We start from the raw sequence: 16,819 nt of genomic DNA on the forward strand, positions 1-16,819 counted from the left end.
GGGCGAAGCCCATCTCGTGGGTGACCACGACCATGGTCATCCCGTCGGCCGCGAGATCCTTGAGCACGGTGAGCACCTCGGAGACCAGTTCGGGGTCCAGGGCGCTGGTGGGCTCGTCGAAGAGCATCAGCTCGGGGTCCATGGCCAGCGCCCGGGCGATCGCGACACGCTGCTGCTGGCCGCCGGAGAGCTCGGAGGGGTAGTGGTCGGCGCGGTCGCCGAGCCCCACCCGCTCCAGCAGCTCGCGGGCCTTCTTCTCCGCGGCGGCCTTCGGCAGGCCGCGCACCTGCACGGGCGCCTCCATCACGTTGGCGAGCGCGGTGAGATGCGGGAAGAGGTGGAAGCGCTGGAAGACCATGCCGATGCGGGAGCGCTGCGCGGCGATCTCGGCGGGACGGAGCTTCTGCCAGCGCCCGTCGGGCAGGGGCTCGGCGCGGTAGCCCTGCACGACCCCGTCGATCAGGACGCGGCCCGCGGTGGGCTCCTCGAGCTGGTTGATGCAGCGCAGCAGGGTGGACTTGCCGGAGCCGGAGGGGCCCACCAGCACGGCCACCTCGCCGGAGCGGACGGTGAGGTCGCAGCCCTTCAGGACGTGGAGGTCGCCGAAGGTCTTGTGGACGCCCTCGACCTGGATCACGACCGGGGTCTCGTCGTTCTGGCTCATCACAGCTCCACCTCCGGGAGCGGGTCCTGCGGGGTCGTGCCGGCGCTGTTCACGGCGGCCTGGCGGGAGCGTCCGCCGCGGCCGGGGCGGGCGGGGGTGCGGGCGTCGAAGCCGCGGCCGAAGTACCGCTCGAGGTAGTGCTGGCCCACCATCAGCACCGAGGTGATCGCGAGGTACCACAGCGCCGCGACGATCAGCAGCGGGATCGGGGTGAACAGCTTGTTGGCGATGCCGTTGGTGGCGAAGGTGAGGTCGAGGGTGAAGGGCACCGCGAGCACCAGCGAGGTGGTCTTCAGCATGCCGATGGTCTCGTTCCCGAGCGGCGGCACGATCACGCGCATGGCCTGCGGCACGATGATGCGGCGCAGGATGGTCCCGTTCCCCATGCCGAGCGCCTTGGACGCCTCGGTCTGCCCCTTGTCCACGGAGTTCAGGCCGGAGCGGATGATCTCGGCGAGATAGGCGCCCTCGTTCAGGCCCAGCCCGATCACGGCCGCCCAGAAGGCGGTGAGCAGGTCGCGGGTGGAGAAGCTCCACAGCTCGGGTCCGAACGGCACCCCGACCACGATCTTGGGGACGATCACGGTGAACAGGCCCCAGAACACGAGCTGCGTGTACACCGGGATGCCGCGGAAGACGAAGATGTACGCCCAGCTCACGCCGCGCAGCACGGGGTTCTCGGAGCGGCGCATGATCGCGGCGGTGAGCGCGACGACGGTGCCGAGGATCATCGACAGCAGGGTCAGCAGCAGCGTCCAGCCGACGCCCTGGACCACCTTCACGTCGAGGAGGTAGGTCGCGACGGTGCCCCATTCGAGCACGGGGTTTGTCACGAGGAAGCCGACGAGGCCCGCGGCCAGCAGGGCCACGATCACGGCGGAGATCCAGGTGCCGGGGCGCGGCGCAGCTTTCGCGCGGATCGGGGTGAAGCCGCCCTCGGTCGCGGGACTGGCGGGGCCGGGGGTCTGGGTGGTGGTCACGGCTGGGGGTTCACTTCCGCGGTCGGGATCATTCCTGCTTCGTTGCCCCATGCAGCGAGGATGCGCTCCATGTGGCCGTCGTCGATGAGGTGCTGCACGGCGGCGCGGATCGCCTCGGCCAGCTCGGGCTGGTCCTTGGCCACCACGATGCCGTTCAGCGCCGACTCCTCGATCTCGCCGATCGGCTCGAGGGTCCCGCGGGAGCGGGCCACGGCGTAGGCGGTGACCGGGGAGTCGGCCATGAGGATGTCGCCCTTGCCGCCGGCGACGTTGGTCGCGGCGTCGGAGTTCGAGGCGTAGGCGAGCATGTCGTAGCCGCCGAGGCCCTGGTCGCGGCACTCCTGGGAGCGCTCGATGGAGAGCTCCTCCTGGTAGGTGCCGACCTGGAGGGCGACGCGCTTGCCGCACAGGTCGTCGGGATGGATGCCATAGGGGTTCCCGGCCTTCACCGCGTAGGAGATGCCGGCCCGGAAGTAGGACACCATGTCCACGGCGGCCAGGCGCTCCTCGTTGACGGTGAAGCTCGACATGCCGACGTCGTAGGTGGAGCCGACGGCGGGGATGATCTGCGCGAACACCGCCGCCTCGGTGCGGGTGGCGAGGCCGAGGACGGCGCCGATCCCGGCGAGGATGTCGATGTCGTAGCCGATCGCCCTCCCGCTCGAGCCGACGAACTCGCCGGGGGCGTAGTTCAGGGCGGCGCCGTTGACCAGCTCGCCGCGCTCGCGGATGTCCGCGGGGACGAGGGCGGAGATCTCGGGGACCTCCTCGATGCCGGAGAGGTCCACCTCGGGCACGGCGTTCGACTCGGCGTCCAGGCGCTCGGAGGCGCGGGTGCAGGAGGTCAGCACCGGGGTGAGCGCGCCCGTGGCGAGGGCCAGGGGCGCGGCGCGCAGCAGGGTGCGGCGACGGGGTCGGAGGGAAGTCACCGATGAATAGTATTCATAACCCTGCATGACCACAACTCGGTGTCGGAAGGCTCACCACGGGGCGGCGGCCGTCGGAACGGGCGGGAGGCTCCTCAGCCGAGCGAGATCGGGCCCGTCGTCGTCGGCGCCTCACCGGCCTCCGCCTCGGAGGCGGCGTCGGCGGCGTCCTCCTGCGCGCGCTCCTGCGCGTCGAGGTCGACCGCCGCGCCCTCGAACTGGGAGCGGTACAGCCGCGCATAGGCGCCGCCGGCCGCGAGCAGCTCCTCGTGGGAGCCCTGCTCGACGATGTCCCCCGCCTCCATCACGAGGATCAGGTCCGCGTCGCGGATGGTGGAGAGGCGGTGGGCGATGACGAAGCTGGTGCGGCCCTCGCGCAGGCGGTTCATGGCGTTCTGCACGAGCACCTCGGTGCGGGTGTCCACGCTGGAGGTCGCCTCGTCCAGGATCAGCAGGCTGGGCCGGGCGAGAAAGGCGCGGGCGATGGTGACCAGCTGCTTCTCGCCGGCGGAGAGGGTCGTTCCGTCGTCGTCCACGATCGTGTCGTAGCCGTCCGGCAGCTGGCGGGCGAAGTCGTCGACGTGGGTGGCGACGGCGGCCTCGATCACCTCGTCGTCGGTCGCGTCCAGCCGCCCGTAGCGGATGTTCTCGCGCAGGGTGCCCTTGAACAGCCAGGTGTCCTGGAGGACCATCCCGGTGCGCTCGCGCAGCTGGGCGCGCGTGAGGTCGCGGATGTCGATCCCGTCGACCGTGATCCGTCCGTCGTCCACCTCGTAGAACCGCATCACGAGGTTCACCAGCGTCGTCTTCCCGGCCCCCGTCGGCCCGACGATCGCGACGGTGTGGCCCGGGTCGGCGACGAGCGACAGGTCCCGGATCAGCTCGCGGTCGGGGCTGTAGGAGAAGCGGACGTGCTCGAACTCGACGCGCCCCTCGCGGATCCCGGCCGCGGCGGTGGCCTCGGTGGTCTCGGGCTCCTGCTCCTCGGCGTCCAGCAGCTCGAAGACCCGCTCGGCGCTGGCCACGCCGGACTGCAGCATCGTCGCCATCGAGGCGACCTGCGAGAGCGGCTGCGTGAACTGGCGCGAGTACTGGATGAAGGCCTGCACGTCGCCGAGGGTGAGCTGGCCGGAGATGATCCGCAGCCCGCCCACGATCGCGATGACGACATAGCTGAGGTTCCCCACGAACATCATCAGCGGCATGATCAGGGAGGAGACGAACTGGGCGCCGAAAGTGGCCCGGAACAGGTGGTCGTTGCGCTCCTCGAAGCGGGCGGCGACCTCCTCGCGGCGGCCGAAGACGGTCACCAGGGCGTGCCCGGTGTAGGCCTCCTCGACCTCGGAGTTCACCACGCCCGTCGCGTCCCACTGCTGGGCGAACAGCTTCTGCGCGCGGGCGCCGACGACGCCCGTGAGCACGAGCGCCACGGGGATCACGGCGAGCCCGATCAGCGAGAGCTGCCAGGAGATCATCAGCATCATCACCAGCACGCCGAGCACGGTGAGGATCGAGTTCACCAGCCCCGTGACGGTGTTCATCAGGGTGTTCTGGATGTTGTCGATGTCGTTGGTGACGCGGGAGAGGATCTCGCCGCGCTTCATCCGGTCGAAGTACTTCAGCGGCAGGCGGTGCAGCTTCTCCTCGACGTCGCGGCGCAGTCGGGAGACCATCCGCACCAGGATCCGGTTCAGGGCCACGCCCTGCAGCCACATCAGCAGCGCGGAGACGGCGAAGAGGCCGACGGCCAGGCCGAGGGTCTGGTACAGCGCGCCGAAGTCGATGCCCTCGCCGGGGGTGAGGGTCATCCCCGAGAGCATGTCCGCGAACTGCTCCTCGCCCTGCGCGCGCAGCCCCTCGATGACCTGGTCGGGGTCGGCGCCGGCGGGCAGGCCCTTCGAGATCAGGCCCGTGAAGATGATGTCGGTGGCGCGGCCGAGGATCCTCGGCCCCACCACGGAGAAGCCCACGGACACGACGCCGACGAGGATCGCGGCGATCAGGTACGCCCGCTCGGGGCCCATCTCGCGCAGCAGGCGCTTCGTCGAGGGCCAGAAGTTCTTCGCGCTCTGGCCCGGACGCAGTCCGCGCTCGGCGTCCTTCTCCGCGGCGATCTCGTCGGCCGGGGTGCTCTCCTCGGTGCTCATCACGCCACCTCCTCCTCGACGCCCTGGCTGCGGACGATCTCGCGGTACGTCTCCGAGCCCTCCAGCAGCTCGGCATGGGTGCCCTGCCCGACGATCCGGCCATTGTCCAGCACGAGGATCAGGTCGGCGCCGGTGATGGTGGAGACGCGCTGGGCGACCACGAGCTGGAGCGCGTCGCGGGTCTCGGGCACGAGCGCGGCGCGCAGGCGGGCATCGGTGGTGAGGTCCAGCGCGCTGAAGGAGTCGTCGAAGAGGTACAGCGACGGCTTCGCGGCGAGCGCCCGCGCGATGCAGAGCCGCTGCCGCTGCCCGCCGGAGACGTTCGTGCCGCCCTGCGCGATCGGGGAGTCGAGCTGCTCGGGCATCGCGGCGACGAAGTCCCGGCCCTGCGCGACGGTGAGGGCGTGCCAGAGCTCCTGCTCGTCGGCGGTCGGGTTCCCGAAGCGGAGGTTCGTCGCGACGGTGCCGGAGAACAGGTAGGGCCGCTGCGGCACGAGGCCGACCCGGTCCCAGAGCACGCGGGCGTCGAGGTCGCGCACGTCGTGCCCGTTCAGCAGCACGCGTCCCTCGGTCGCGTCCATCAGGCGCGGGACGAGGTTGATCAGGGTGGTCTTGCCGGCGCCGGTGCCGCCGATGATCGCGACGGTCTGCCCGGCGCGGGCGGTGAAGGAGATGTCCTGGAGCACGGGTCGCTCGGCGCCGGGATAGGTGAAGGAGACGTCCTCGAAGGTCAGCTCGATCGGGCCCTCGATCTCGCGGAACCCGTCGGTGCGCTGGTGGACGCTGGTCTCGGTCTCGAGCACCTCGGTGATGCGCTCGGCGGAGACCATGGCGCGCGGGATCATCATCGTCATGAAGGTCGCCATCATCACCGCGATGAGGATCTGCATGAGATAGGCGATGAAGGCGGTGATCGAGCCGACCTCCATCTGGCCGGAGTCGATGCGCGGCGCGGCGACCAGCAGCACGAGGACGCTCGACATGTTCAGGATGAACATGATGATCGGGTTGATGAGGATCATCAGCAGGCCGATGCGACGGTTCAGCTCGGTCAGCTCGCCGTTGACCACGGCGTAGCGCTCCCGCTCGCGGTCCTCGCGCACGAAGGCGCGCAGCACGCGGATGCCGGTGATCTGCTCGCGCAGCACGCCGTTGATGTCGTCGATCTTGCCCTGCATCTGCTTGAACAGGGGCGCCGCGCGGGCGATGAGCAGGCCGACGGCGACGAGCATGACCGGCACCATCACCGCGATCAGCCAGGCCATCCCCGGCTCGACCCGCAGCGCGAGGATCACCCCGCCGATCCCCGTGACGGGGGCCTGGACCAGCATGTTCAGGGAGAAGAAGATCAGCATCTGCACCTGCTGCACGTCGTTCGTGGAGCGGGTGATGAGCGAGGGGGTGCCGAACTCGGCGAGCTCGCGCGGGGAGAAGGAGTTCACGCGGCGGAAGACCGCCTGGCGCAGGTCCTTGCCGACCCGCATCGCGGAGCGGGCGGCGAAGAAGTTCGCCGCGACGAGCGCGATGATGTTCCCCAGCGAGATGACCAGCATGATCCGGCCGAGCTCCCAGATCACGGGGACGTCGGCCTTCGCGACGCCGTCGTCGATGATGTCGGCGTTGAGGGTGGGGAGGTAGAGGGCGGCCAGCACGCCGGCGATCTGGAAGAGCACCACGAGGAGCACCCAGATCACGTACGGCTTCAGGCCCCCGAGCACGAGGCGCAGCAAGGTCACGAGAATCCTTCCGAAGGGCCGTCCGGGCCGGGCAGGATCCGGTCGGCCCCGGAAGCATAGGCACAGGCGCCTGACAGGGGCATCCGACCATCGACGGTTCCGCGCAGCGCGGAGCCGATGAGTGTCGGGCGGGTCAGCCCGCGGCGCCGCCCGCATCGGAGGCCGCGCCCTCGGGCGGGGCGATGGACATGTCGGTCACGCGCCAGCGCTCCCCGTCCCAGGCGACCGTGGCGATGAGCTGTCCGGTGACCTCGTCGAGGGCGTTGGCCTGCAGGCTCGGGTCGTCGACGAGGACCGAGGCCTCCTGCGTGAACTGCGCGGTGACGGTGCCGGTCGCGGGCGGCTCCCCGGTGCCGGCGAAGCTGGTGGAGTGCACCTCGAAGGCGCCGCCGGTGAGATAGCCGTCCTGGGCGGCGAGCTGCTCGGCGTTCTGCAGGAAAGTCACGCACACCTGGCAGTTCGGGTCGACCTTGTCCTCCCAGACGGAGATGTCGCCGCTGCTCATCATGTAGTCGTAGGAGCCGAGCAGGTAGGTCAGGGTCGCCTCGGCCCCGGCCTCGCTCTGCTCGGTGAGCTCCGCTGGCTCCTCGGGGCGCGGCAGGTCCGGGCGGGGCGGCTGCTCGGCGGGGTCGGCCGTCGGCCGGTTCTCCGGGTTCCCGGGATCACCGGCGCTCTCGCTCACCTGCTCCTCCTGACCGCCGGGGTTCAGCAGCTGGGAGATCCCCAGCGCGCCGACGGGAACGAGGAGCACGAGGGCGAGGGCGACGACGATGAGGCGTTGGACGGGGCGGTTCACGGGCTCCACGGTAGAGGACGCGGCCGGGAGGCTCCCTCAGCGGGCGCGGTACAGGAACAGGTCGGTGCGGTAGGGCACCCCGACCCTCGCCCCGCGGGCGTGGCCGAGGTGGTCGTGGAGGTACCAGTCGAGGTTCGCGAGCACCTTCTGCCGCCGCTCCTCGGGGGCGGTGATGACGTAGCTGCGGGTGCGGGCGAGGTCGATGACGTCCTGGGTGGGCATCGGGTCCTCCCAGGTGAAGGCGCGACGATCGATGAGCTCGAGCCCGTCGCCGACGGTCGGTGCGAAGTCCTCGCGATGGATGTCCCCGGCGTGCATGATCCGGGAGAGACGGTGCACCCACGGGATCGTCACGTCGAGCATGTTCCACACCAGGGCGAGCACTCCCCCGGGCGCGAGCAGCCGCAGCACCTCGGCCGACGCCGCCTCCGCGTCGAACCAGTGCCACGCCTGCGCGACGGTGACCAGCTCGGCCGACGCCGCGGGCAGCCCGGTCGCCTCGGCGGGAGCGACGCGGGTGGCGAGCGCGCCCAGGGCTCCGCGGCGACGGGCGGTCTCCAGCATCTCCGCGCTGGTGTCCACCGCGGTCACCTCGAACCCCCGCTCCACCAGCGCCCACGACAGCTTCCCCGTCCCCGCCCCGAGATCCACGGCGCGGAGCGGCTCGGGGGCATCGGCCAGCGCCGCGAGCATCGCCTCCAGCGCCGCGGGCGGGTACCCCGGCCGCAGCCGGTCGTAGTCGGCGCCCTGTCCCTGGAAGGCCCCGGCGAGGGTCTGCTTGCGGGCACCGTCCCGGAACCGCGGCTCGTCGCGGGAGGAGATCGGCGGGATCGGCGGATGCCGCGGGTCGGTCATCGGCTCACCGCTCCGCCCGGTGTGCGACCCAGGACCGGTGCAGCTCGGCGTAGATACCGCCCTCGAGGTCGACGAGCTCGGCGTGGGTGCCGTGCTCGACGAGGTCGCCGTGGTCCAGCACCATGATCCGGTCGGCGCGCTCGGCGGTGGAGAGCCGGTGGGCGATGGTGATCGTGGTGCGACCGCGGGCGAGGCCGTCGATCGCCTGCTGCAGGCGCACGTCGGCTGCGGGGTCCACGGCGCTGGTCGCCTCGTCCAGGACGATGATGTCGGGGTCGGCGAGATAGGCGCGGGCGAGCGCGACGAGCTGCCGCTCCCCCGCGCTGAGGGACTCGCCGCGCTGGCCGACGGGGGTGTCCAGCCCCTCCGGCAGCTCCTCGGCCCAGGTGCCGAGCCCCAGCTCGTCCAGCGCCTGCCGCATCTGCGCCTCGCTCGCGTCGGGCCGTCCGTAGAGCAGGTTCCCGGCGACGGTGGTGTCGAAGAGGAAACCCTCCTGCGGCACCATGATCACGCGTGAGCGCAGCGAGTCGTAGGGCACCAGGTGCAGCGGCACCCCGCCCACCTCGATGGTGCCGGAGGCGGGGTCCATCATGCGGGTGAGCAGCTTGGCGAAGGTGGTCTTGCCGCTGCCGGTCTCCCCCACGATCGCGATGCGGGAGCGGGCGGGGATGGTGACGTCCAGGCCGTGGATGACCTCGGGGCCGGTCGGGTAGCGGTAGCGCAGCTCGCGGATCTCGATGTCGAGCAGCCCGTCCGGCAGCGGCGTCGCTCCGGGGACGGGCTCGCCGCGTCGGCCGGTGCGGGGGTCGATGGCGCCGCCGGGATCGGCGACGTCGGCCGGGGTGTCGAGCACGCCGAGCACGCGCCGCCAGCCCGCCACCGCGTTCTGCGCCTCCGAGAGCATCTCGATGCCCATGCGGACGGGCTGGCTGAACAGGGAGACGAGGAAGACGAAGGCGACCACGCCGCCGGCGGTGAGGTCGGCGCCGGGCAGGTCGATCCCGAGCGCGCCGGTGCCGAGCACCACCCCGACCACGACCACGACGGCGGTGGCGAGCCCGTCGGCCGTCTCCGAGAGGAAGAAGGACGCGGACTGGGGGCGCAGCACCGCGAACTGGGCGTCGCGCACCGCGCCGATCCGGCCGACCTGGGCCTGGCGGGTGCGCTCCTCGGTGCCGTAGGCGCGCACGGTCGCGGAGCCGACGAGGGACTCCGAGACGGTGCCGAGCATCTCGCCGACCTTCGTGCGCACCACCTGGTAACGGGCGCGGATCCGCTTCTGCAGGGAGCCCATGATCATGAGGATCGGGAGGTAGCACAGCCACACCACGAGCGCGAGCGGCCAGGAGTAGAAGGCCATCACGGCGGTGGCGAGGACGAGCTGGAAGCTCATCACCACCAGCATGATCCCGCCGAAGCTCATGAACTGGCTGACGGTGTCGACGTCGCTGGTCACGCGGGAGACGAGGGCGCCGCGCTGCTCGGTGCCCTGGGTGAGCAGGGACAGGTCGTGGATGTGGCGGAAGGCGCGCTTGCGCAGGGTAGCCAGCGACGTCTCGGCCAGGCGGAACAGGCGCCGGTTCATCAGCACGTTGCAGGTCGCGGTCGCGAGCAGCACCAGTGCGGCGAGCCCCGCGGCGCCGGCGACGAAGGCGACGTCGGGGGTCTCGGGCGCGATGATGCCGCGGTCGAGGATGGCCTGGACGGCGATCGGCACGACCACCTTGCCGGCGGTCGCGATCACGGCCAGCAGCAGCGTGATCCACAGCCCGCGCAGCAGCTCGGGGGTCAGCGCCAGGCCCCGGCGGATGGTCGCGATCGCGCCCTCGTCGGCGGCGGCCTCCCCGCCGAGGGCGGAGGAGGTGCGGGATGCGGGTGCGGCGGTCATCGCCCGGCCTCCTGGTCGGCGTCGACGGCGGGGACCCCGCCGGTCCGGGTGGGCGGCTCGCACTCGCCCTCGTCGGCGACCGACTCCTCGTGGCGGTGACGTCCCGCGCCGTGGATCTCGATCGCGCCGGTGACGGGGTCGGGCTCCTCCTCGGGGGCGTCGCTGGGCGGGGGCTTGCTGGCCTCGAGCAGGCTGTGGGAGATCGCGGCCTCGTCGTAGGCGTCCACCAGCGCGCGATAGCCCTCGCTGCGCGCCCGCAGCTCCTCGTGAGGGCCGATATCGGCGACGCGGCCGTGGTCGAGGAACACGACCTGGTCGGCGAGCGAGATCGTGGACTTGCGGTAGGCGATCAGCAGCAGCGTCGACTCGGTCATCTCGCGGCGGATCCCGTCGAGGATGGCGAGCTCGACGCTGGGGTCGCAGGCGCTGGTCGCGTCGTCGAGGATCAGCAGCCGGGGCCGACGGGCCAGCGCCCGGGCGAGCGCGATGCGCTGGCGCTGCCCGCCGGAGAGGGAGCCGCCGCGCTCCCCGAGCTCGGTGTCGAGCCCGTCCGGCAGCGCGTCGACGAAGGCCTCGGCCTGGGCGACGCGCAGCGCCCAGCGCACGGTCTCCTCGTCGATGTCCTCGCCGAGGGTGACGTTCTGGCGCACGGTCGCGTCCATGACGAAGGCCTGCTGCAGCACGAGGGCGACGTCGGCGGTGAGCGCCTCGGCGGTGAGGCTCTCGAGGCGGGCTCCGTCGAGGCTGATCGTGCCGCTGCTCGGCGGGACCAGGCCCGCGGCGAGCAGCGCGAGGGTGGACTTCCCGGAGCCGGTCGCACCGACGACGGCCAGCACCCGGGTCCCGGCCGTCGGGTCGGCGCGGAGGGACACGTCGGTGAGGGCATGCCCCTCCCGCACGGCGAGCTGCTCCTTGCGGACGCCGCGGCCGAGGATCACGGCGGCGGGGTCGTCGCGGTAGACGAAGGAGACCCGGTCGACGGCGAGCACGCCGGGTCCGCTCGGCAGCGGGTCCGGACCGTAGGTGCGCTCCTCGTCGACGTCGAGGATCTTCTGCACGCGGCCGCCGCCGACGACGGTGCGGGAGAGGTCCCCGAGCACCCAGCCGAACGACCGGATCGGCAGGGACATCAGAGTGAACAGGTAGGCGACCTCGACGAGCTGGCCGGTGGTGAGGTGCCCTTCCCCGATCCGCCAGGCGCCGAGCACGGCGACGGCGAGGATGCCGAGGTTCGGGAGGGCGTCGATGGCGGGGTCGAACCAGCCGCGGATGTAGCCGAAGCGGATCCCGGTCTCGCGCAGGTCGTCGGCGGCGCGGGTGAAGCGCCGCTCCTCGACGTCCTCGCGGCCCAGGGACTTCACCACGTTCGCGCCGTCGAAGGACTCGTGGGCGATCTCGGCGACCTCGGCGCGCAGCTGCTGGGAGCGCATCGCGATCGGGGTCGCGAAGCGCTGCAGGAGCACGTTGAGGACGATCAGCAGCACGATCAGCGCGAGCATGACCAGCAGGATCACCGGGTCGATGCGGGCCACGACCACGGTCGCGTAGACCAGCATCACCAGGGTGGACAGCGCGAAGGGGAAGGGCGCCATCGCGAAGAAGGTCGCCTCGACGTCGGAGTAGACGGAGCTCAGCAGCGTGCCGGTGGCCTGGCGGCGGTGCCACAGCAGCGGCACCTTCGCGTACACCTGGACGATCCGCTCGCGGTAGAGGCGGAAGAGGTCGAACTGGGCGGCGGCGGCGAAGACGCGCCGCGCCATGACGGTCACGGCGCGGGCGACGGCGATGCCGAGGATCGCCGCTCCCCCGCCGAGGACGAGCGCGGGGGCGACCTCGCCGCTGGCGAAGGAGGGGACGACGACGTCCTCAGTGACCCAGCCGATGATCGAGGAGGTCGCGATCTGGAGCAGCGCGAAGGCGGTCGCGCCGAGCACGGCGAGGACGAACCAGCGCTTCTGCTCCCACGAGCCCTTCAGCAGGCGCTTCAGCCCGGGGACGAGGACGGCGGGGTGCTGCGAGGTGGTCATGCGGTCACGAAGTGCACGATGACCGCGATCGCGAAGGTGAACGTGGACAGCACCGCCAGGGAGAACTCGATGAGGATCCCGGTGCCGAGGGCCTTCAGCGCGATCCACGCGTTGTCCAGGCCCTTCCTCCAGTCCTTCAGCCGCAGCGACTCGGCGACGTACAGGCCGGCGAGGAACCCGATCGGGAGCCCGAGGAAGGGGATGACGAAGAAGCCGACGACCGCCGCGGCGATCGCGACGTAGACCGGCCACATCGGCACCTCCGCGGCGTGGAGGCGCCGCCCGGTGAGGACGTAGCTGGCGGTCATGCCGGCCGCGCCGAGCAGGAGCACGATGCCGAAGGCGATCCAGGCGGGCCAGCCGCCGATCAGGATCGCCCAGATCAGCGTCGCGATGACGATCGTGATGGTGCCGGGCAGGACCGGCACGATGATGCCGGTGAGGCCGACGGCATAGGCGAGGCCGGCGAGGACCGTGATGATGATCTGGACGGTCAGGGAATCGACCACGAGGTCCTCCGGGGCGCAGGAGCGGATGGGGCCTCGTCGATCCTATCGGCCCGCTCCGGGCACAAGGGTCCCCTACGATCGGTCGGGAGAACACAGGGGGCGGGGATGGCACGAAGGATGACACGGCGAGGGCTGCCGGCGATGCTCGCCGCGGCGAGCGCGGCGGTGCTCGCCGCCTGCTCCGGCCGACGCGACGAGCGCCTGGCCACCGCGGAGCACGAGGTCGTCGCGCCCTCGGGGGACTTCACGGCGATCGTCGTCGCCGACGGCGAGGAGCTGCGCCCGACGATCCGCGACGCGTCCGGCGAGCCGGTGTGGGCCGACGACCTCCCGCACGTCGAGCGCTACTTCCCCGGAGTGGTGTGGGAGTCGGGCGCCGACGTGCTGTGGGTGCTCTCGACCGACCACGGCGACTCCTCCGTGCGCCAGGACGGGGCGGGGGCCTGGGTGCGGACCATGGGCGGCGACGGCATGCCGGAGGACATCGCCGAGCTGGCCCGCTGAGAGCCGCACCTCAGGGCAGGCGCACCACCTGGCCGGCCCAGGAGAAGCCGCCGCCGAAGCCGACCAGCAGCGCGGTCGCACCGGAGGGGATGCGCCCGGCCTCGCGCATCCGCGAGATCGCCAGCGGGATCGTCGCGGCGGAGGTGTTGCCGGAGGTGATGATGTCGTCGGCGACGATCGCGTCCTCGCGCAGGCCGAGCGCGGCGGCGAGCGGCTCGATCATGCGCAGGTTCGCCTGGTGAGGCACGAACACGTCGATGTCCTCCATGGTGAGCCCGGCGGCCTCGACGATCTGCTTCGAGATCTTCGGCGCCTCGCGCAGCGCCCAGCCGAGCACCTGCCGTCCCTGCTGGGCGAAGGTGGGGCCCTCGCCGCCTATGGTGACGGCGTCGGCGAGCTCGGGGACGGTGCCCCACACGACCGGCGCGATCCCGGGCTCGTCGCTCGCGGTCAGCACCATCGCGCCCGCCCCGTCGGCCGTGAGGATGCAGGTGGTGCGGTCGGTGTAGTCGGTGACGGCGGAGAGCTTCTCCGCCCCGATCACGAGGGTGGTGGTCGAGGCGCCGGTGCGGATCGACATGTCGGCGACCGCCAGTGCGTGCTCGAAGCCGGAGCAGGCCGCGCCCACGTCGAAGGCGGCGGGCGCGGGGATGCCGAGCTGCTGGGCGACGCGGCCCGCGGCGCTCGGGGAGCGCTCGTGGTTGGAGCAGGTCGCGACGATGACCTGCGTGACCTCGGAGGGGTCGACGCCCGCGTCGGCGAGCGCATTGCGTCCGGCGATCGCGGCGAGGTCGCCGACGTCGACCCCGTCGGCCGCGATGCGACGCTCCTCGATGCCGGTGCGCTGGCGGATCCACTCGTCGCTCGTCTCGACGAGCTGTTCGAGGTCGTGGTTGGTCATCACGCGCTCGGGGCGGTGATGGCCGGTGCCGAGGATCCTCGAGCCGGCCGCGGGGGTCGCGGCGGCGAAGGGACGGGGGCTCGTCGTCATGGCGGTCTCCTGACAGGGGCGGAGTGATCCTCACGATGGTAGTGCGGGCGGGGTGTGTACCGTTCCGCCCGTGAGCGAGCTGGCGAGCCTGGGCGCGGTGGGGGTGGTCGGAGGGCTCGGCGTGTTCGCCGTGATCCTCCTGCCCGCCTGCTGGTTGCAGCGCCGGCGTTTCGGCCGGGTGCAGCCGCAGCGGCTGCTCGGCATCGCCGTGATCTGCGTGTACACGATGACGCTCGCGGGGCTCACGATCGCCCCGGCCTACGACGTGGCGCTGACCTGCCGCTCCCGCACCGGCGGCGTGCTGCGCCTGGACCCCTTCCACACGCTCACGGCGAGGACGGGCTTCGCGCTGGTGCAGGCGGCGCTGAACACGGCGCTGTTCGTGCCGCTGGGGCTGATCCTGCGCGGGGTGTTCCGACTGGATGCGACGGCGTCGGTCGCCACCGGCATGCTGCTCTCGGCGCTGATCGAGCTCACCCAGTACACCGGCGCGTTCGGGATCTACCCCTGCGGGGTGCGGATCGCGGACATCGAGGACCTGCTGGCGAACACGCTCGGCGCCCTGGTGGGGGTCCTCCTCGCCCCGCTGCTGACCCGCTGGCGGGTGCCGCTGTTCGTTCACGAGCACGCCGAGTCCGCGGACCCCTGGGAGCACTGGCGGGAGCTGTGGCACGGGGGCGAGGAGGGCCCGGAGGTCACTGAGCGGACCAGCCCCCGTCGGAGGCGAGGACCTGGCCGTTGATGTTCTCGGCGTCGTCGCTGAGCAGCCAGGTGATCGAGCTCGCGAGGGTCTCCGCGGTCGCGACCGGTGGGATGAGGCCGAAGAAGGGCCCCAGGCGCTCGGCGGCGAAGTCGGAGCGCATCCCGCCCTCGATGCCGGTGGCGGTGGGGCCGGGAGCGACGGCGTTGGTGCGGATCCCCTTGGGGGCGTAGAGCACGGCCGTCGAGCGGGTCAGGCCGATGACGGCGTGCTTGCTCGTGGTGTATGCGGTGCCGGCGGCGCTGCCGCGCAGCCCCGCCTCGGAGGCGACGTTCACGATCGCGCCTCGGCCGGCCTCCAGCATCGCCGGGAGCACGGCGCGGGTGAGGGCGAAGGTGCCGGTGACGTTCACGTCCATGACCTTCTCCCAGAGCTGGTCCTCGAGCTCGTGGAGCGGCACCATCCCGTCCATGATCCCGGCGATGTTGGCGAGGCCGTCGATCCGCTCCCCCGCCGCCTCGACGATGCGCGCCACGTCCTCGCCGCGGGTGATGTCGGCGACCACGGGGATGACGGCTCCGTCCCCGGCCTCCGCGGCGAGGCTCGAGAGGCCCTCCTCGGCGAGGTCGACGGCGACGGCGCGGCCGCCCTCGTCGAGGATCCGTCGGGTGGTGGCGCGCCCGATGCCGGAGGCGGCGCCGGTGACGATGACGGTGCGCCCTGCGAAACGGTCGGATGTGGTGGTCATGATGTCCTCGCTGACTCTCGACGACGGCCGCGGTCCCGCGGCCTCCATCCATTATGGAAACGCAGTCTCATAATCGCCTGGGCGAGGATCGTGGGACGCCTGGGGCGCCGACGGTGGCAGGATCGACGCATGCCCGCCGACGCTCCCCCGCCCCGCCCCGGCCGTCCCGTCGATCCGGCGCGGCGCCGGGCGGTGCTCGAGGCCGCCGGCGAGCTGCTCAGCGAGCAGCCGTACGACGAGGTGACCATCGATCGGATCGCAGCCCGCGCCGGGGTGGGCAAACAGCTGATCTACCGCGTCTGGGGCTCGAAGGCGGAGGTCGTGGCGCAGGCCGTGCTGCAGGGGACCTTCTCGCTGGGCGTCCTGCCGGTGCCGGAGACCGGGGATCTGCGCGCCGATCTCGAGTCCTGGCTGACGGCGCGGGCGGAGGCGATCCTCGGCCCGGGCGGCCGTTCGGTGGCGCGGGCTCTCGCGGCGGCATCGGCCGGTGGGCCCGACCGTCGGGAGCTGTTCGACGAGGTGCTCACCCACCCGGCGGGCGCGGTGGTGGTCGCACGGCTGGAGCGGGCCGTCGCGGCCGGCGAGCCGGTGCCGCCGGCGCCGCCCGAGGTGGTCGCCGACCTGCTCACCGGCTATCTGTCGCTGGCGACTCTGGGCGCGGCACCGCTCGATCCGGAGCGCCTGCGCGCCGTGGTCGACGCGGTGCTCCCAGCGGCGCGCTGAGCGCCTCGCCTCGGAGCAGGTCCATCAGCAGTACGAGGGTCGCGGGCCTGACGGTGCTGAAGAGCCTGCGGCCGGTCCGGGGGCGCCTCAGGCCGTGACGGTCAGGGTCGAGCGGGCGTCGGCGCCGCGGCGCACGTGGATCTGCTCGGCGATCTGGGACTTCATGTCGCCGACGTGGCTGACGATCCCGACGGTGCGGCCGTTCTCGGCGAGCCGCCCGATCTCCCGCACCACGGTCTCGAGCGTCTCGGGGTCCAGCGAGCCGAAGCCCTCGTCGATGAAGAGGGTCTCCATCTGGACCCCGCCGGCCTCCCCCATGACGATGTCCGCGAGGCCCAGGGCGAGCGCGAGGGAGACGAAGAAGGTCTCGCCGCCGGAGAGGGTCTCGGGCACGCGCACCTGGTCGGTGCGGCGGTCGAGGACCAGCAGGTCCAGTCCGGTCTTCCGCGCGCCGCGGGCGCCGCGGTCGCGCTGCAGCTCGAGCTCGGAGCCGGAGAACAGGGCGAGGCGGGCGTTGGCCGCGTCGATCACGGCGTCCAGTCGCCACATGAGCACGTAGGTCGACAGCTGCACCCGCTCGCCGTCAGCGGACCGGCCGGTGGCGAGGTCGGCGACGCGCACCACG

The 16,819-nt window shown here is 72.0% G+C and carries 16 protein-coding genes; 3 read left to right on the forward strand and 13 right to left on the reverse strand.

Features of this window, described 5'->3' with window-relative positions:
• From HMPREF3159_RS00935 to HMPREF3159_RS00980, 10 genes are all read right to left on the reverse strand, one after another.
• Window positions 1-664: amino acid ABC transporter ATP-binding protein (locus HMPREF3159_RS00935; RefSeq protein ID WP_305764309.1), on the reverse strand; the 664-nt coding region annotated here is incomplete at its 3' end.
• A complete protein-coding gene (locus HMPREF3159_RS00940; protein ID WP_070499150.1) occupies window positions 664-1,644 on the reverse strand; it encodes an amino acid ABC transporter permease in 981 nt (326 codons plus the stop codon). The genes HMPREF3159_RS00940 and HMPREF3159_RS00935, both read right to left, overlap by 1 nt.
• Window positions 1,641-2,573 (reverse strand): ABC transporter substrate-binding protein, encoded by a 933-nt coding sequence (locus HMPREF3159_RS00945; protein WP_070499152.1) that lies wholly within the window; start codon window positions 2,571-2,573, stop codon window positions 1,641-1,643. The genes HMPREF3159_RS00940 and HMPREF3159_RS00945 overlap by 4 nt, the downstream gene beginning before the upstream one ends.
• 92 nt (window positions 2,574-2,665) lie before the next feature.
• Window positions 2,666-4,717: an ABC transporter ATP-binding protein gene (locus HMPREF3159_RS00950; RefSeq protein WP_070499153.1), complete on the reverse strand. Its 2,052-nt coding sequence runs from the start codon at window positions 4,715-4,717 to the stop codon at window positions 2,666-2,668.
• A complete protein-coding gene (locus HMPREF3159_RS00955) occupies window positions 4,717-6,453 on the reverse strand; it encodes an ABC transporter ATP-binding protein (RefSeq protein ID WP_070499154.1) in 1,737 nt (578 codons plus the stop codon). Before HMPREF3159_RS00955 ends, HMPREF3159_RS00950 begins: the two co-directional genes overlap by 1 nt.
• A 133-nt stretch (window positions 6,454-6,586) precedes the next feature.
• Window positions 6,587-7,249 (reverse strand): DUF6318 family protein, encoded by a 663-nt coding sequence (locus HMPREF3159_RS00960; RefSeq protein WP_070499174.1) that lies wholly within the window; start codon window positions 7,247-7,249, stop codon window positions 6,587-6,589.
• 36 nt (window positions 7,250-7,285) lie between these two features.
• Window positions 7,286-8,104, reverse strand: coding sequence for a class I SAM-dependent methyltransferase (locus HMPREF3159_RS00965; RefSeq protein ID WP_070499156.1), 819 nt, complete (start codon window positions 8,102-8,104; stop codon window positions 7,286-7,288).
• A 4-nt stretch (window positions 8,105-8,108) separates the two neighbouring features.
• Window positions 8,109-9,992, reverse strand: a complete 1,884-nt coding sequence (locus HMPREF3159_RS00970; protein ID WP_070499158.1) for an ABC transporter ATP-binding protein — start codon at window positions 9,990-9,992, stop codon at window positions 8,109-8,111.
• Window positions 9,989-12,019: an ABC transporter ATP-binding protein gene (locus HMPREF3159_RS00975; protein ID WP_070499160.1), complete on the reverse strand. Its 2,031-nt coding sequence runs from the start codon at window positions 12,017-12,019 to the stop codon at window positions 9,989-9,991. The genes HMPREF3159_RS00970 and HMPREF3159_RS00975 overlap by 4 nt, the downstream gene beginning before the upstream one ends.
• A complete protein-coding gene (locus tag HMPREF3159_RS00980) occupies window positions 12,016-12,528 on the reverse strand; it encodes a DUF456 domain-containing protein (RefSeq protein ID WP_070499161.1) in 513 nt (170 codons plus the stop codon). Before HMPREF3159_RS00980 ends, HMPREF3159_RS00975 begins: the two co-directional genes overlap by 4 nt.
• 117 nt (window positions 12,529-12,645) lie before the next feature.
• Here HMPREF3159_RS00980 and HMPREF3159_RS00985 point away from each other — a divergent pair, with 117 nt between their 5' ends.
• Window positions 12,646-13,032 carry a hypothetical protein gene (locus HMPREF3159_RS00985; protein ID WP_141748012.1) on the forward strand — a complete coding sequence of 129 codons (387 nt, stop codon included), beginning with the start codon at window positions 12,646-12,648 and terminating at the stop codon, window positions 13,030-13,032.
• A gap of 10 nt (window positions 13,033-13,042) precedes the next feature.
• Here HMPREF3159_RS00985 and HMPREF3159_RS00990 read toward each other — a convergent pair whose 3' ends face one another.
• The gene (locus HMPREF3159_RS00990) at window positions 13,043-14,023 is read right to left on the reverse strand and encodes a beta-ketoacyl-ACP synthase III (protein WP_070499165.1); all 981 of its coding nucleotides are present in this window, start codon (window positions 14,021-14,023) and stop codon (window positions 13,043-13,045) included.
• Window positions 14,024-14,093: 70 nt separating this feature from the next.
• On the opposite strand from HMPREF3159_RS00990, the gene HMPREF3159_RS00995 reads away from it, so the two are divergent.
• The gene (locus HMPREF3159_RS00995) at window positions 14,094-14,765 is read left to right on the forward strand and encodes a VanZ family protein (protein ID WP_083305733.1); all 672 of its coding nucleotides are present in this window, start codon (window positions 14,094-14,096) and stop codon (window positions 14,763-14,765) included.
• On the opposite strand, the gene HMPREF3159_RS01000 is transcribed toward HMPREF3159_RS00995, so the two are convergent.
• Window positions 14,719-15,471, reverse strand: a complete 753-nt coding sequence (locus HMPREF3159_RS01000; protein ID WP_070499167.1) for an SDR family NAD(P)-dependent oxidoreductase — start codon at window positions 15,469-15,471, stop codon at window positions 14,719-14,721. The genes HMPREF3159_RS00995 and HMPREF3159_RS01000 overlap by 47 nt on opposite strands.
• 129 nt (window positions 15,472-15,600) lie before the next feature.
• Between HMPREF3159_RS01000 and HMPREF3159_RS01005 the strand changes: the two genes are divergently transcribed.
• The gene (locus HMPREF3159_RS01005; protein WP_070499169.1) at window positions 15,601-16,194 is read left to right on the forward strand and encodes a TetR/AcrR family transcriptional regulator; all 594 of its coding nucleotides are present in this window, start codon (window positions 15,601-15,603) and stop codon (window positions 16,192-16,194) included.
• Between the two features lie 87 nt (window positions 16,195-16,281).
• On the opposite strand, the gene HMPREF3159_RS01010 is transcribed toward HMPREF3159_RS01005, so the two are convergent.
• On the reverse strand, window positions 16,282-16,819 hold a 538-nt coding region (locus tag HMPREF3159_RS01010), incomplete at its 5' end, for an SbcC/MukB-like Walker B domain-containing protein (protein WP_305764310.1).

It is taken from the genome of Brachybacterium sp. HMSC06H03, from assembly GCF_001807385.1.
In the GTDB taxonomy this organism is placed as follows: domain Bacteria; phylum Actinomycetota; class Actinomycetes; order Actinomycetales; family Dermabacteraceae; genus Brachybacterium; species Brachybacterium conglomeratum.

What these genes read in the sequence shown, in the direction of transcription:
- HMPREF3159_RS00970 (WP_070499158.1), bottom strand. Translation starts at nt 9,992, where the DNA reads ATGACCGCCGCACCCGCATCCCGCACCTCCTCCGCCCTCGGCGGGGAG.
- HMPREF3159_RS01005 (WP_070499169.1), top strand. Translation starts at nt 15,601, where the DNA reads ATGCCCGCCGACGCTCCCCCGCCCCGCCCCGGCCGTCCCGTCGATCCG.
- HMPREF3159_RS01000 (WP_070499167.1), bottom strand. Translation starts at nt 15,471, where the DNA reads ATGACCACCACATCCGACCGTTTCGCAGGGCGCACCGTCATCGTCACC.
- HMPREF3159_RS00950 (WP_070499153.1), bottom strand. Translation starts at nt 4,717, where the DNA reads ATGAGCACCGAGGAGAGCACCCCGGCCGACGAGATCGCCGCGGAGAAG.
- HMPREF3159_RS00965 (WP_070499156.1), bottom strand. Translation starts at nt 8,104, where the DNA reads ATGACCGACCCGCGGCATCCGCCGATCCCGCCGATCTCCTCCCGCGAC.
- HMPREF3159_RS00985 (WP_141748012.1), top strand. Translation starts at nt 12,646, where the DNA reads ATGACACGGCGAGGGCTGCCGGCGATGCTCGCCGCGGCGAGCGCGGCG.
- HMPREF3159_RS00975 (WP_070499160.1), bottom strand. Translation starts at nt 12,019, where the DNA reads ATGACCACCTCGCAGCACCCCGCCGTCCTCGTCCCCGGGCTGAAGCGC.
- HMPREF3159_RS00990 (WP_070499165.1), bottom strand. Translation starts at nt 14,023, where the DNA reads ATGACGACGAGCCCCCGTCCCTTCGCCGCCGCGACCCCCGCGGCCGGC.